The organism is Streptomyces tailanensis, assembly GCF_008386495.1.
Classification (GTDB): Bacteria; Actinomycetota; Actinomycetes; order Streptomycetales; family Streptomycetaceae; genus Streptomyces; species Streptomyces tailanensis.
Map to the genome: position 1 here is coordinate 105,899 of NZ_VTHJ01000024.1, position 14,562 is coordinate 120,460.

Annotated in this window: 9 protein-coding genes and 1 pseudogene; 4 read left to right on the forward strand and 6 right to left on the reverse strand. The window is 71.4% G+C overall.

The window, feature by feature from the left end:
* Positions 1 to 1,335 (reverse strand): M20/M25/M40 family metallo-hydrolase, encoded by a 1,335-nt coding sequence (locus F3T56_RS21085; protein ID WP_149826750.1) that lies wholly within the window; start codon positions 1,333 to 1,335, stop codon positions 1 to 3.
* Positions 1,328 to 2,161: a M55 family metallopeptidase gene (locus F3T56_RS21090; protein ID WP_149826751.1), complete on the reverse strand. Its 834-nt coding sequence runs from the start codon at positions 2,159 to 2,161 to the stop codon at positions 1,328 to 1,330. Before F3T56_RS21090 ends, F3T56_RS21085 begins: the two co-directional genes overlap by 8 nt.
* 214 nt (positions 2,162 to 2,375) lie before the next feature.
* Here F3T56_RS21090 and F3T56_RS21095 point away from each other — a divergent pair, with 214 nt between their 5' ends.
* Genes F3T56_RS21095 through meaB form a run of 3 tightly spaced genes read left to right on the forward strand, consistent with a single transcriptional unit; the run spans position 2,376 to position 7,326 of the window.
* Positions 2,376 to 4,178: a methylmalonyl-CoA mutase subunit beta gene (locus F3T56_RS21095; RefSeq protein WP_149826752.1), complete on the forward strand. Its 1,803-nt coding sequence runs from the start codon at positions 2,376 to 2,378 to the stop codon at positions 4,176 to 4,178.
* Complete coding sequence (scpA, locus tag F3T56_RS21100; RefSeq protein WP_149826753.1) at positions 4,178 to 6,352, forward strand: methylmalonyl-CoA mutase; 2,175 nt, start codon at positions 4,178 to 4,180, stop codon at positions 6,350 to 6,352. Before F3T56_RS21095 ends, scpA begins: the two co-directional genes overlap by 1 nt.
* Positions 6,349 to 7,326 carry a methylmalonyl Co-A mutase-associated GTPase MeaB gene (gene meaB / locus F3T56_RS21105; protein ID WP_149826754.1) on the forward strand — a complete coding sequence of 326 codons (978 nt, stop codon included), beginning with the start codon at positions 6,349 to 6,351 and terminating at the stop codon, positions 7,324 to 7,326. The genes scpA and meaB overlap by 4 nt, the downstream gene beginning before the upstream one ends.
* 36 nt (positions 7,327 to 7,362) lie before the next feature.
* Here the strand turns inward: meaB and F3T56_RS21110 are convergent, their stop codons facing one another.
* The 4 genes from F3T56_RS21110 to F3T56_RS21125 all read right to left on the reverse strand — a co-directional run bounded on the left by F3T56_RS21110 (position 7,363) and on the right by F3T56_RS21125 (position 13,793).
* Positions 7,363 to 8,088, reverse strand: coding sequence for a class I SAM-dependent methyltransferase (locus tag F3T56_RS21110; protein WP_149826755.1), 726 nt, complete (start codon positions 8,086 to 8,088; stop codon positions 7,363 to 7,365).
* A gap of 153 nt (positions 8,089 to 8,241) precedes the next feature.
* Complete coding sequence (locus F3T56_RS21115) at positions 8,242 to 10,719, reverse strand: SpoIIE family protein phosphatase (RefSeq protein WP_149826756.1); 2,478 nt, start codon at positions 10,717 to 10,719, stop codon at positions 8,242 to 8,244.
* A 183-nt stretch (positions 10,720 to 10,902) separates the two neighbouring features.
* A complete protein-coding gene (locus F3T56_RS21120; protein ID WP_149826757.1) occupies positions 10,903 to 13,182 on the reverse strand; it encodes an MFS transporter in 2,280 nt (759 codons plus the stop codon).
* A gap of 167 nt (positions 13,183 to 13,349) precedes the next feature.
* Positions 13,350 to 13,793 carry an SRPBCC family protein gene (locus tag F3T56_RS21125; protein ID WP_149826758.1) on the reverse strand — a complete coding sequence of 148 codons (444 nt, stop codon included), beginning with the start codon at positions 13,791 to 13,793 and terminating at the stop codon, positions 13,350 to 13,352.
* Positions 13,794 to 14,002: 209 nt separating this feature from the next.
* On the opposite strand from F3T56_RS21125, the pseudogene F3T56_RS21130 reads away from it, so the two are divergent.
* Positions 14,003 to 14,227, forward strand: a pseudogene (locus F3T56_RS21130) (Rv2578c family radical SAM protein); the annotation flags it as partial.
* Positions 14,228 to 14,562 lie beyond the last annotated feature (335 nt).

Genomic DNA, 14,562 nt, shown 5'->3' on the forward strand with positions numbered 1-14,562 from the left:
CTACGCGGCCCGCAGGAAACGGTCGAGCACCCGAACACCGAAGTGGAGCGCCTCCACCGGGACGCGTTCGTCGACACCGTGGAACATGGCCCCGTAGTCGAAGCCCTCGGGGAGCCTCAGCGGGGTGAAGCCGTAGCCGGTGATGCCGAGGCGTGAGAACTGCTTGGCGTCCGTGCCGCCCGGCATGCAGAACGGCACGACGTGCCCTTCGGGCGCGAACTCCTCCACGGCGGCCCGCATCCGCGCGTACGTCACCGAGTCCACCGGCGACTGGAGGGCCACCTCGCGGTGGTGGTACTCCCACTCCACATCGGGCCCGGTGAGCAGGTCGAGGGTCTCCCGGAACTCGTCCTCCCCGCCCGGCAGATACCGGCCGTCCACGTACGCGACGGCCTCCCCCGGGATCACATTGATCTTGTAACCGGCGTCCAGCATGGTCGGGTTGGCGCTGTTGCGCACGGTCGCCTCGACCAGGGCGGCGGCCGGGCCGAGCTTGTCGAGCAGGCGGTCGATATCCTGGAGGTCGTCGAGGTCGGTGGCGATGCCGTACAGCGCGGCCAGTTCGGTGAGGGCGGCGCGCACGGTCGGGGTGAGCCGGACGGGCCACTCGTGCGCACCGATCCGGGCGACCGCGGCGGCGAGGCGGGTCACCGCGTTGTCGCGGTTCACCTTGGAGCCGTGGCCGGCCCGGCCGCGCGCGGTGAGCCGCAGCCAGCCGGTGCCGCGCTCCCCGGCGGCGATCGGGTAGATCTGCCGGCCGCTGCCGTCGTGGAAGGTGAACGCCCCCGACTCGCTGATGCCCTCGGTGCAGCCCTCGAAGAGGCCGGGGTGTGCGTCGGCGAGGAACCCCGAGCCGTCCTCGGCGCTCGCCTCCTCGTCGGCGGTGAACGCGATCACGATGTCCCGGCGGGGCCGTACGCCCTCGCGCGCCCAGTGCCGTACGACCGCGAGGATCATCGCGTCCATGTTCTTCATGTCGACCGCGCCCCGACCCCAGACCACGTCGTCGCGGATCTCCCCGGAGAACGGGTGCACGCTCCAGTCCTCGGCCTGCGCGGGTACGACGTCCAGGTGACCGTGGAGGAGCAGCGCGTCGGCGGACGGATCGGTGCCCTCGATACGGGCGACGACGTTCGTACGGCCCTCGGTGCGCTCCAGCAGCGTGGGTTCCAGCCCGGCCTCGGCCAGCCGCGCGGCGGCGTACTCGGCGGCGGGCCGCTCCCGGCAGTCGCCGCCGCCGCGGTTGGTGGTGTCGATGCGGATGAGGTCGGAGGTGAAACGGACCACCTCGTCCAGCGCCTGCTCGTCGACCTGCTCTGGCGTGCTGTCAGCCATACTGCTCCTCCACCGCCGCCGAGACGATCGTGGTGACCGCCTTGAACGTACGGATTCCCTCGTACATGGCCGGACTGGTGTATGCGACCTTACGTTCCCCGATACGCGCCACACCGGGCACGACGGTCGCGGCCATCGCCAGATGCTCGGCGTCGAACTCCAGCGCCACGGTGAACGGCCCGCCGTCGACCGGTTCATGACGCACCGCGAGCGACGCGGCCTCCTTCGCCGCCGCGCGGATGTCGGCGGCCGTGCGCGCGGGTGTGCGGCACACCGCCGCGTACCTCGACACATGGTCCTTGACCGCCACCTTCAGCGCCTCGGGCGCGTACCCCAACGCGTCCTCGCAGGCCACGTCGTCACCGGTGACCAGCACCACCGGTACCCCGAACTCGGCGACGACATGCGCGTTCAGCAGCCCCTCGCTTGCCCGCTCGTCGTTGACCCACACACCCGTGATGGAGTTCGCGAGATAGGTGTGGGCGAGGACGCCCTCCATGCCGGCGCCCGCGTGGTAGCCGACGAACGCGATGCCGTCCACGTCCCCGTGCTGGACCCCCTCGACCATGGACAGCGCCTTGTGCCGCCCGGTGAGCATCTGCGCCCGCTCGTCCAACCGCTCCAACAGCAGATTGCGCATCGTCCAGTGCGCCTCGTTGATCAGCACCTCGTCCGCGCCGCCGTCGAAGAACCCGAGCACGGCGGCGTTCACGTCCGAGGTGAACATCGACCGGCACCGCTCCCACTGCGGCGTACCCGGCAGCACATCGGCCGGCCAGGTGACACCGGTCGCGCCCTCCATGTCTGCGCTGATGAGGATCTTCATGTTCCGTCACGTTACGCACCCGGGCGGAAACCGGCCACGTACGACGGGCGCACGGCTTGCCGGCATCGACGGCTTGCCTGCATCGACGGCTTGCCTGCATCGACGGCGGCCGGGAGCAAGGCCCTTCCGTCGAAGTGTGGTGATCACCCCAAGAGGGATAGGTCACAGCCGGATCCTCTGCTGCTCCTTTGCTAACGACAGCTATCATCCGAGCATGACGGTCCTGCCTGACGACGGGCTTTCCCTGGCCGCCGAGTTCCCTGACGCGACCCTTGAGCAGTGGCAGCGCCTTGTGGCGGGTGTGCTGCGCAAGGCGGGCAAGGACGTCTCGGACGCGGCGGCGGGAGAGGCTCTGTCCACCGCGCTGGAAGACGGACTGCGCGTCCGCCCCCTCTACAACGCGCTCGACTCCGTGCCCGATCCAGGTGTCCCCGGCTTCGCCCCGTTCGTACGCGGCAGCCGGCCCGAGGGCAACGCCCCCGGCGGCTGGGACATCCGGCAGCAGCACACCGCCGCCGACGGGGACGCCGTACTGGCGGACCTGGAGAACGGCGTCACCTCCCTGTGGCTGGTGCTCGGCGAGGGCGGCATCCCGGTGTCGTCGCTCGGCCGGGTCCTCGACAGCGTCCTTCTCGACCTGGCGCCCGTCGTCCTCGACGTCGGCCGCGAAGTGGAGCCCGCCGCACGGGAGTTGCTGCGGCTGTACGAGGAGCGCGGCGTCGCGCAGTCGGCGGCGCGCGGCAATCTGGGCGCGGACCCGCTGGGCCATGAGGCCCGCACGGGTGAGCGGTTGGACTTCGCGCCCGTGGCCGGCCTCGCGCGGCTGTGCGCCGACGCGTACGCCGGGGTGCGCGCGCTGACCGTGGACGCGCTGCCGTACCACGAGGCAGGCGGCTCGGCCGCGCAGGAGCTGGGCTGTTCGCTGGCGACCGGGGTGGCCTATCTGCGGGAGCTGACCGACGCCGGGCTGTCGGTCGAACAGGCCTGCGCACAGCTGGAGTTCCGGTACGCGGCGACCGCCGACCAGTTCCTGACCATCGCCAAGCTGCGGGCGGCGCGCCGGCTGTGGGCCCGGGTCACCGAGGTCTGCGGGGCCCCGGCCGGGCAGGTGCAGCACGTGGTGACCTCGCCGGTGATGATGACGCGCCGCGACCCATGGGTGAACATGCTGCGCACGACCGTCGCCACGCTGGCCGCCGGGGTGGGCGGCGCCGACTCCGTCACCGTGCTCCCCTTCGACCACGCACTGGGCCTGCCGGACGCCTTCGCCCGCCGTATCGCCCGCAACACCTCCGCCATCCTCGTCGAGGAGTCCCACCTCGCCCGGGTCATCGACCCGGCGGGCGGCTCCTGGTACGTGGAGCGCCTCACCGACGAACTCGCCCACGCCGCCTGGGAGTTCTTCCAGAAGATCGAGGGCACCGGCGGCCAGGCGGAGAGCCTGCGCTCGGGCCGACTGGGCCAGGACCTCGCCGACACCTGGGAGGCGCGCGGCACGAAGCTCGCCAAGCGCCGCGAACCCATCACCGGCGTCAGTGAGTTCCCCCATCTCGCCGAGAAGCCGGTGGAACGCGCCCCGGCCCCCGCACGCCCCTCCGGCGGTCTGCCCCGCGTGCGGCGCGACGACGCGTACGAGGCACTGCGTGCCCGCTCCGACGCCCATCTCGCGGCGACCGGCACCCGCCCACGGATCTTCCTCGCCGCCCTCGGCCCCGCCGCCGCCCACACCGCCCGCCTCACGTTCGCCTCGAACCTCTTCCAGGCCGGCGGCATCGAACCGGTCACCGAGGGCACCTTCGAGGACAGCGGCGCCACCGAGGTCTGCCTCTGCTCCAGCGACGCGCTGTACGAGGAGCGGGCCGAGGACGTCGCCGCAGGCCTCGCCCAGGCAGGCGCCCAGCATGTGTTCCTCGCCGGCCGCCCCGCCGAGTACACCGGTGTCGACGGGTACGTCTTCGCCGGCTGCGACGCCGTCGCCGTACTCTCCGCCACCCTCGACCGTATGGGAGTGTCCTGATGCCCATCCCCGACTTCTCCGGGATCGAGCTCGGATCCCCGGCCCCCGCCGCCGGCACCGACGAGTGGCGTACGGCGGTGAAGCGGGCCACCGACGGGAACGACCTGCTCTGGGAGACCCCGGAGGGCATCCCGGTCAAGCCGCTGTACACCGGGCAGGACCTGGAGGGCCTGGACTTCCTGGGCACCTATCCGGGCATCGCCCCGTATCTGCGCGGCCCCTACCCGACGATGTACGTCAACCAGCCCTGGACGATCCGCCAGTACGCGGGCTTCTCCACGGCCGAGGAGTCGAACGCCTTCTACCGCCGCAATCTGGCGGCCGGTCAGAAGGGCCTGTCCGTCGCCTTCGACCTGCCCACCCACCGCGGCTACGACAGCGACCACCCGCGCGTGACCGGTGACGTCGGAATGGCGGGCGTGGCGATCGACTCGATTCTCGACATGCGGCAACTCTTCGACGGGATTCCCCTCGACAGGATGACCGTGTCGATGACGATGAACGGCGCCGTACTGCCCGTGCTCGCGCTGTACATCGTGGCGGCCGAGGAGCAGGGCGTTCCGGCGGAGAAGCTGGCGGGGACCATCCAGAACGACATCCTCAAGGAGTTCATGGTCCGCAACACCTACATCTACCCGCCGAAGCCGTCGATGCGGATCATCTCCGACATCTTCGCCTTCACCTCCCAGCGGATGCCCCGCTACAACTCCATCTCCATCTCCGGTTACCACATCCAGGAGGCGGGCGCGACGGCCGACCTGGAGCTGGCGTACACGCTCGCGGACGGCGTGGAGTACATCCGGGCGGGCCGCGAGGCGGGGCTGGACGTGGACGCGTTCGCGCCCCGGCTGTCGTTCTTCTGGGCGATCGGCATGAACTTCTTCATGGAGATCGCCAAGCTGCGGGCGGCCCGGCTGCTGTGGGCGAAGCTGGTCAGGCAGTTCGATCCGAAGAACACCAAGTCCCTCTCCCTGCGCACCCATTCGCAGACCTCGGGCTGGTCGCTGACCGCGCAGGACGTGTTCAACAACGTGACCCGTACGTGTGTGGAGGCTATGGCGGCCACCCAGGGCCACACCCAGTCGCTGCACACCAACGCCCTCGACGAGGCGCTCGCCCTGCCGACGGACTTCTCGGCACGTATCGCCCGCAACACGCAGCTGCTCATCCAGCAGGAGTCCGGCACGACCAGGGTCATCGACCCGTGGGGCGGCAGCGCCTACGTCGAGAAGCTGACGTACGACCTCGCGCGCCGGGCCTGGCAGCACATCCAGGAGGTCGAGCAGGCGGGCGGCATGGCGCAGGCCATCGACGCCGGTATCCCGAAGCTGCGCGTGGAGGAGGCGGCGGCGCGCACGCAGGCGCGGATCGACTCCGGGCGCCAGCCGGTCATCGGCGTGAACAAGTACCGGGTGGACAGCGACGAGGCGATCGAGGTCCTCAAGGTCGACAACTCCTCCGTACGCGCCCAGCAGATCGAGAAGCTGCGGCGATTGCGCGAGGAGCGGGACGACCGGGAATGCCAGGGCGCGCTCGACGCTCTGACCCGGGCGGCCGGCGGCGAAGGCAACCTGCTGGAGCTCGCGGTGAACGCGGCCCGGGCCAAGGCCACCGTCGGGGAGATCTCCGACGCCCTGGAGAAGGTGTACGGGCGGCACGCGAGCCAGATCCGTACGATCTCCGGCGTGTACCGCAACGAAGCAGGCCAGTCCCCGTCGGTGGAGCGCACCCGGACCCTGGTGGACGCCTTCGGCGAGGCCGAGGGCCGCCGGCCGCGCATCCTGGTCGCCAAGATGGGCCAGGACGGCCACGACCGGGGCCAGAAGGTCATCGCCACCGCCTTCGCCGACCTCGGCTTCGACGTCGACGTCGGCCCGCTCTTCCAGACCCCGGCGGAGGTGGCCCGTCAGGCCGTCGAGGCGGACGTGCACATCGTGGGCGTCTCTTCGCTGGCCGCCGGGCACCTCACCCTCGTACCGGCGCTGCGCGAGGAGCTGGCGGCGGAGGGCCGGGAGGACATCATGATCGTGGTCGGCGGGGTGATCCCGCCGCAGGACGTGCCGACCCTGCTTCAGATGGGCGCGGCGGCCGTGTTCCCGCCCGGCACGGTGATCCCGGACGCGGCGTACGACCTCGTCGAGCGGCTGTCGGCCGACCTCGGGCACGACCGGTGATCGACCTCGACGCGTATGTGAAGGGTGTACTCGACGGGAAGCGGGCGATCGTCGCGCGCGCCATCACGCTCGTCGAGTCCACCCGGCCCGGGCACCGGGCGCTGGCCCAGGAGTTGCTGACGGAGCTGCTTCCGCACAGCGGCCGGGCCCGGCGGATCGGGGTCAGCGGGGTGCCCGGCGTGGGCAAGTCGACGTTCATCGACGCGTTCGGCACGATGCTCACCTCGCTCGGGCACCGGGTGGCGGTGCTCGCCGTCGACCCGTCCTCCAGCCGGACGGGCGGGTCGATCCTGGGCGACAAGACGCGTATGGAACGCCTGGCCGTCGATTCGGCCGCGTTCATCCGGCCCTCCCCCACCGCGGGCACCCTGGGCGGGGTCGCGAAGGCGACGCGCGAGTCGATCGTGGTGATGGAGGCGGCCGGCTACGACGTGGTCCTCGTCGAGACGGTCGGCGTCGGCCAGTCCGAGACCGCCGTCGCCAACATGGTCGACTCCTTCCTCCTCCTCACCCTCGCCCGCACCGGCGACCAGCTCCAGGGCATCAAGAAGGGCGTCCTGGAACTGGCCGACGTCATCGCCGTCAACAAGGCGGACGGCCCGCACGAGCGCGACGCCCGCGCCGCCGCCCGCGAACTCTCCGGCGCCCTGCGGCTGATGCACGGCAAGGACGCCGCCTGGACCCCGCCCGTTCTGCACTGCAGCGCCCGCGAGTCCACCGGCCTCGACACCGTCTGGGACCGCCTCGAACAGCACCGCACCCTCCTGGACTCGACCGGCCGCCTCACCGCCAAGCGCCGCGAGCAGCAGGTCGACTGGACCTGGACCATGGTCCGCGACGAACTCCTGACCCGCCTGCACGCGGATCCGGCCGTACGAGCCCTCGCACCCGGCCTGGAACAGCAGGTCAGGAACGGGGAGTTGACGGCGACACTGGCCGCCGAGCGCATTCTGGAGGCGTTCGGCGGCGACTGACGGGGACCGCCCGCGGAGGCCCGGGCACGGCCGATGTCAGGCCGAACGCCCCGCCACGTACCACTTCGACGGCAGCTCGATCCGGGTGCCCTCGGGCGTGTACTCGGTGGTGATCAGCGGCAGTTCACCGCTGGTGAGGACGGTGAGCCCGGCCGCGCTCAGGTACTCCGGGATCGCTTCGTCGGTGACCTCGCCGGGGGCGATGCCGTGCCGGAAGATCGGGGCGAGCTTGGCCGGTGGGCCGGAGGGGTTCTGTGCCAGGCCCATGAGCACGGGCTTGGCGGCCTCGGCGAGTTCGACCAGACAGGCCCGGCCGCGCTCCCCCACCAGCGTGGCGACGGTGTCGACGAGGCCCTGCCGGTCGTCGGGCTCGCACTGGTGCAGGACGCCCCGCAGATAGACGTTGGTGTCGCCGAGTTCCGTGTGCAGCGCCTCGGTCTCGGTCTTCTCCGCCGCGTCAAGGAGCCGGTACTCGGCCCCGTGGTCAGGGTCGGCGCGCCGGGCGTGGTCGAGGGCGGCGGCCGACAGATCGGCGCCGATCACCCGGGCGAAACGGTCCGCCAGGAACCGGGTCTGGGTACCGTTGCCGCAGCCCAGGTCCACCAGCGGCAGGCCGGGGGCGGTCAAGTACGGCTCGAACAGGGCGAGATGGACGCCCACGGTGCGCTCGGGCTCGGCGTCCCAGAAGACGGCGCCCGGTTCCTGGGGCGCCTCCCGCCAGAACCCCTCCCATGCCTCCTTGTACCGACTCGTCACGCTCATGCCCAACTCCCCTGGGTACGACGCCGATCCGCCCGTCGCGGTGGCCGAGATCGGTCTACCGCGCCCGGCCCGCGGCGACAAGCACCAGGCGCGTACCTTCACCTCTTGTTCCGAATACGCGCGCCCTCGCACGCCCCCTGAGGAACCGGCAGCTCAGCGGCGTCGTGGCAGCGTCAGCTCGAACCACACGGTCTTGCCCCCGCCGGTACGGCTGGTGCCCCACTCCCGCGCCAGTGTGCTCAGCACCCGCAGCCCCCGCCCGAGCTCGTCGGTGGGGCCCGCGCTGAGCAGCGTCGGCAGGGTCTGGTCCTCGTCGTAGACCTCGCACAGCAGTGTGTCGCCGCGTACGAGCCGCAGTTCGATCCGGCGGCCGCGCGCGTGGCGTACGGCGTTGGTGACGAGCTCACCGACCAGCAACTCGGTGGTGTCCGTGAGCGACTGAAGCCCCCAGACGCAGAGCTGTTCGCGGACGACGGCACGGGCCCGGCCGACCTCGATCGGGTCGGGGGAGAGCCGCCACTCGGCGACGTCCTCCGGCTCGATGCCGTTGAGGCGGGCCATGAGCAGGGCCACGTCGTCCTTCCGGCCGCCGCGGCCCGCTTCGGAGAAGGTCGCGGCGAGGGCGCGGATCACGGTGTCGCAGGCGTCGTCCATGGAGGCCGCGGGATGGGCGGCCGACTCGCAGAGGGTCGCGAGGCCCAGGCCGATGTCCTCGCCGCGCACCTCCACGAGGCCGTCGGTGCACATCACCAGCCGGTCGCCGGGCTCCACCCGTACGCGTACCGCCTGGAACGGCACCCCGCCGACGCCGATGGGCGCGCCCGTGGGCAGGTCGAGCAGCTCGCTGCGGCCGTCCTCCGCGCGGACCAGCACGGGTGGGATGTGGCCGGCGTTGGCGAGGTGCAGCTCGCTCGCTATGGGGTCGTAGACGGCGTACAGGCAGGTCGCGAGGTAGTGCTCGCCGAGGCGTTGGGCGAGGTCGTCGAGGTTGCGCAGGAGCTGCGCGGGCGGCAGGTCGAGCGCGGCCATGGTCTGCACGGCGGTGCGCAACTGGCCCATCATCGCGGCCGAGTTGAGGCCGTGCCCCATGACGTCGCCGACGACCAGGGCGGTCCGGGCGCCCGGCAGCTTCACCGAGTCGAACCAGTCGCCGCCGACGCGTCCGAGCAGGGTGCCCGGGAGGTAGCGGGTGGCGATGTCGCAGCCCGCCATGTGGCCCGCGATGTTCGGCAGCATGCTGTCCTGGAGCGTCTCGGCGACGTTCTCCTGGTAGGTGTACATGCGCGCGTTGTCGAGGACGAGGCCCGCGCGGGCGGCGAGTTCGGCGCCCGTGACGCGGTCCATGTCGTTGAATACCTCGCGCTCCGGGTGGCGCAGCAGGATCATGAAGCCGAGCACCACGTTGCGGGCCTTGAGCGGCACGACCAGCATGGAACGGCCCGTGATCAGCGGCCGGATGTCGCGCTTCTCGAACTGCGCGGCGATCGCGTGCCCCATCTGCTCGCTGATGCGCGGCACGAGCACGGGCTCGCCGGTGGTCATGCACTGGAAGAACGGGGTGTGCGCCGGGAAGGGCATGGCCTCGCCGACCGGTACGACGTCGTCCCAGCGGCCGGGCTCGTCCGTGTGCTCGACGGCGACCCGGTGCCACATGGTGCTGGTGTCCGGCACCCCGTCGGGGAAGCCCTCACCGGCGACGACCTGCTCGCGCAGGTAGGTGCCGGCCACGTCCGTGAAACGGGGTACGACCGCCTTGCTGACCTCGATGATGGTCCGGGAGAGGTCGAGGGAGGTGCCGATGCGTCCGCTCACCTCGTTGAGGAACTCCAGGCGCTCGCGTACGGCGGCGTGTTCGAGGTCCTGGCGCTCGTCCTCCAGGCCTTCCGGTACCGGCAGCCCTTCGGCGACGGCGCGCGCCGCGCGCTCCCGGCGCGCCTGCCGCTCGGTGCGCCGGGCCACGCCCCAGTCGGGGGTGACGGGCACCCGGTCGTTCTGGCTGAACTCCAGTATCGGATAGCCCAGTTCGAGGACCTGCGCGACGATGCGGGTGCTCTCGCCGACGCTCATGCTGGGCAGGATCTCGGGGAGGCGGCGGGCGAGTTCCTCGGCGCCGGGGAAGTCGGTGTGCAGGGCGAAGCCGGGCACGATGCGTTCGACGGCCACGTCCTCGTCCTCGTGGCGCAGCGCCCCGGCGTCGGCGGCCAGCACGAGAAGGCGCTCCGGCCCGGGGACGACCAGCGGATAGCCCCACCACAGGACGTCCACGCGCTCCCGCCCGGGCACGGTGATCCGGGCCCGGCCGGCCGCCGGGTAGGAGAGCTGTCCGTCGAGGGAGGACTCCAGGTCGTGGCCGGGTCCGTCGTACGGGCCGTACGCCCCGGAGCGCGGGGGGTCGTCCTCCTCCTCGGGGAGGGCGCCGGATACGGGCAGCAGGTCCAGGACGGGGCGGCCCACCGCGTCGTCCCTCGTGGCGCCGAAGAGCCGCCGGGCTCGGCTGCTCCAGTGCGACACGAGACCGCCGCGGTCGACGACGACCACGGCAAGGGGGACGCGGCCGGCCGCGGCGTGTTCCGCCGTGCCGTCACCGGCTCCGGGGCCGGTTGTCGCGCCCGTGTCGGTGCCACGGTCCATGGCCAAGGCCCTTTCTTCCCCACGGCTCGCAAGATCTGCCGCGCCCCCACTACCGTACGGCGGCGTAGCGTCGCGATGTGTGCCAATACGCGAATTACACAGGAGGAGCCTCCCGCGCACCGCCGGTCGCACACACGGCGCACGATTCACTCGCACGCCCCCTGGTCAGTGAACGGCCAACGCTCAGTCCATGTGGCCCAGTTGCAGATCCCGCTCCGTGCTGCCGCCTGCGGCGATCTGGAGCACCGTCGCGACCGGTGGGTATCCGGTGGCGATCACCGTGTACTCGCCGGAGGCCAGGTCGGCGAACCGGAATGTTCCGTCGAGGCCGGTGGTGAGGGTGTCGACCACGTTTCCGGCGGCGTCGAGGAGGGTGACGCGGGCGTCCTCGACGGGACGGCCGCCGCCGGCGCGGACCGTGCCCGTCAGGACGGCGCCCCCGGCGAGTTCGACGTCCTGGTGGGTCTCGCCGGCGGCCCGGACGGCGACGGGCAGCGCGGCCGGGCGGTAGGAGTGGGTGCCGGCGGCGAGGGTGTACTCCCCGGCGACCAGTTCGGTGATGCGGTACTCGCCCTCCTCGCCGCTGCGCGTGGTCACGACGACCTCGCCGTGGACGTCGGTGAGCGTGACCGTCGCGTCGGGCACCGGCCTGCCGTCGGCCGTGCGCACCACACCGACCAGCCGCCCCGCGCCGCCGAGCACGATGTCGACCTCGACGGGACGCTCGCCGACGGTCACGCTCACCGCCTGCGGCTGGTGGCCGCCCGCGGCCGCGATCAGCACATACGCCCCTGGCTCGGGGACGGACAGCGCGTACCGCCCGTCCTCGCCGCTGTCGCCGCGCCCGGTCTGCCGGCCGGTGGCGTCGATGAGGGTGAGCGCGGCCCGGGGCATGACGGTGCCGTCGGGACGCTGGACCGTGCCGCAGACGGGGACCCCGGGTTCGTACGGGGATCGCGCCTGCGGGATGTGGTCGGGCGGCACGGGCTCGGCGAGAGCCTCGTCGTGGGACACCAGGGGTTGCTCCTTGAGGAAGCAGGCGATGAGAAGCCCGAGGACGAGCACCGGCACGAGGTACAGGAACATCCGGGGCACGGCGTCGGCGTAGGCCTCGGCGGGGGTGTCGCGCACCTGGGCGAGCCGGTCCGTCAGGAGTGTGCCGAGGACGGCCACGGCCACGATCCCGCCCAGCTGCCGGAAGTAGTTGTTGGCGTGGGTGGCGCTGCCTGTGTCGGAGGGGCGCACGGAGCTCTGCACGGCGAGGATCAGGACCGGCATCACCATGCCGATGCCGGTGCCGAGGACGGCTGTCCAGAGGCCGAAGTGCAGCCGGGGGGTGTCGGTCTCCAGGCGGGACAGCAGCCACATGCCGATGGCGGCGAGGGCGCTGCCGAGGATCGGGTACGTCCTGTAGTGCCCGGTGTGGCCGATGAGTTGGCCGGAGACGACGGACGCGCCGACGATGCCGGCCAGCATCGGCAGCATGAGCAGCCCGGACTCCGTCGCGGACGTCCCTTCCACGGTCTGCAGATAGGCCGGCAGGTAGCTGACGGCAGCGAAGAGCGCGCCGCCGATGGCCGCTCCCACGAGCCCGGTGACGACGAAGGCCCGGTCCCTGAACAGCCGCAGGGGCATGAGGGGTTCGGCCGCGAACCGTTCGACGACGAGGAGGAGGCCGGTCGCCGCCACCGCCCCGGCGACGAGTCCGAGGACGACCCGCGAGTCCCACGCGTACGTCCCGCCGCCCCAACTGGCCACCAGCACCAGGCAGGTGGAAGCGACGGTCAGCAGCAGCGCTCCGAGCACGTCGAAGCGCCTTCCGGGGGCGGTCTTCGGCAGCTTCAGGGCGAGGCTGACGACGGCCAGGGTGAGGAGCCCGAAGGGCACGTTAACGAAGAAGCACCATCGCCAGGAGAGGTGGTCCGTGAAATAGCCCCCGAGGAGCGGGCCGGTGAGGGAGGCGAGTCCGAACGCGGCGCCGGCCAGGGCCATGAAGCGGCCGCGCGCGCGGGGCGGCACGATGTCGGCGATGATCGCCTGGACGCCGGTCATGAGTCCGCCCGCGCCGACGCCCTGGAGCGCCCGGAAGGCGATGAGCTGGTCCATGGTGTGTGCGGAGCCGGCGAGCACGGAGCCGATCACGAAGACCAGGATCGCGAACTGGAAGACGCCCTTGCGGCCACGGCGTTCGCTGAGCCTGCCGTGGATGGGCAGTCCGACGGTGCCGGTGAGCAGGTACGCGGTGATCGCCCAGGACATCCGGTCCGTGCCGTGCAGTTCGCCGGCGATCCGTGGGAGCGCGGTGGCCACGGTCATCTGTTCCAGTGCGGCGAGGAGCAGCACGAGCATGAGGGCGAAGAAGACCCACCGCACGCGGTGCGGGCCGGGTCGGGGAGGATCGACGACCGGTGGTGGTGCGGGGGTGGTGGCCGGTTCGTCCTTCACCAGTGTGATCGCGCCCATGCGTACCGCTCTCCTCGTCGCACTTACCGCCCAATTGCCGCATTAAGCGGCAACTGTCGGCAAGTGCGACGAGTTACGGCATTCCGGGGAGCGTCAGAGAGATCCACTCGAACCGGTGAGGGCGGCAACACGCCCGGCTCTGTTGCCCGTTGAGCGGACCTACTTACCTACTTCTCGACCTCGGCGGCGAGGTTGGCGAGAAGGGTGTCGTAGATGCGACCGAGGCCCTTGGGGGCGAAGGTCTTCTCGAAGAAGCCGCCGATGCCGCCGGCGCCCTGCCAGGTGGTGGTCACGACGACACGGGACGCGCCCTCGCCGGCCGGGGTGACCCGCCAGACGGTGACCATGGAGGAGTTGCGGTCCTTCTCGACGAGCTCACCGTCGGAGGGCTCGGTGACCTCCAGGAGGCAGTCGCGGACGCGCTTGCTGGTGGCCTGGAGCCGCCAGTGGACGAGCGTGCCCTCGCCGTCACCGCCCTCGCGGACCTCGTACTCGCTGAAGTGCTCGGGCAGCACCTTCCCGCGGGTGCCGCTGTAGTCGGCCAGGGTGTCGAACACCGTCTCCGCGTCCGCCGCGACGATTCGCTCCGTCGTGGCCTCGACCTGCGCCATTGCGTTCCTCCAGCACTCGGTAACTCGGGGGTGTGCGGAAAGCCAACCACCACCCGGCCGGACGGCCCAAATCGGGGTGCCCGAAGGGCCGAGTGCGGCGGGCCCAGAGAGCGCCCGACGAGACCTCCACACGATGTTCGAAAACCAGTTCGCACGATCAAGGGAACGTGTGTTCCATTCTGAGGCGCAGAGCAACCGAGGAGGCGTCCATGCGCTGGGACCATCTGGCCGAGAACCCCGCCACGGCCCGGGACGCCGCGCTGTTCGGCGCGGAGGCGGTGACGAGCCGCACCTTCGACACCCCCGAGTTCCGCAGTATGACGTTCCACGAAGTCCGGGCGAAGACGATCCTGAACCGGGCGCCCGGGGCCTCCCGGATGCCGTTCGAATGGACGGTGAATGCCTATCGGGGCTGCACGCACGCGTGCGTCTACTTCACTGCATGACCCTATTGAGCCCGGGAGGGCCGATGCTCAGCACTCCGAACGCGGACAATGCCTGGAAAGGCATGACGAAGTCATTCCCGACCCCGGAGGCGCCCGGCCAGTATGCCGCCCCGGGCAAGGCGGAGAGGACGGCTTACGCCGTGCTGCTGCATGGACCGGCTGCGCGCTCAGGCGGCGCCGACGCGAGTCAGTGGCTTCTGCTGCGCGACCGCACAGCGAAGCGCCTGTAACCGACGCCCCAGCAGCAGCCACACTTGAGCTGTACTGAGATTTGTGGAGTCCCTGATGCCAGGGTTACGGTCCTGGCGAAGGAGATTCACCAG

What these genes read in the sequence shown, in the direction of transcription:
- F3T56_RS21110 (WP_149826755.1), bottom strand. Translation starts at nt 8,088, where the DNA reads ATGAGCGTGACGAGTCGGTACAAGGAGGCATGGGAGGGGTTCTGGCGG.
- F3T56_RS21120 (WP_149826757.1), bottom strand. Translation starts at nt 13,182, where the DNA reads ATGGGCGCGATCACACTGGTGAAGGACGAACCGGCCACCACCCCCGCA.
- F3T56_RS21085 (WP_149826750.1), bottom strand. Translation starts at nt 1,335, where the DNA reads ATGGCTGACAGCACGCCAGAGCAGGTCGACGAGCAGGCGCTGGACGAG.
- F3T56_RS21115 (WP_149826756.1), bottom strand. Translation starts at nt 10,719, where the DNA reads ATGGACCGTGGCACCGACACGGGCGCGACAACCGGCCCCGGAGCCGGT.
- F3T56_RS21090 (WP_149826751.1), bottom strand. Translation starts at nt 2,161, where the DNA reads ATGAAGATCCTCATCAGCGCAGACATGGAGGGCGCGACCGGTGTCACC.
- F3T56_RS21095 (WP_149826752.1), top strand. Translation starts at nt 2,376, where the DNA reads ATGACGGTCCTGCCTGACGACGGGCTTTCCCTGGCCGCCGAGTTCCCT.
- scpA (WP_149826753.1), top strand. Translation starts at nt 4,178, where the DNA reads ATGCCCATCCCCGACTTCTCCGGGATCGAGCTCGGATCCCCGGCCCCC.
- F3T56_RS21125 (WP_149826758.1), bottom strand. Translation starts at nt 13,793, where the DNA reads ATGGCGCAGGTCGAGGCCACGACGGAGCGAATCGTCGCGGCGGACGCG.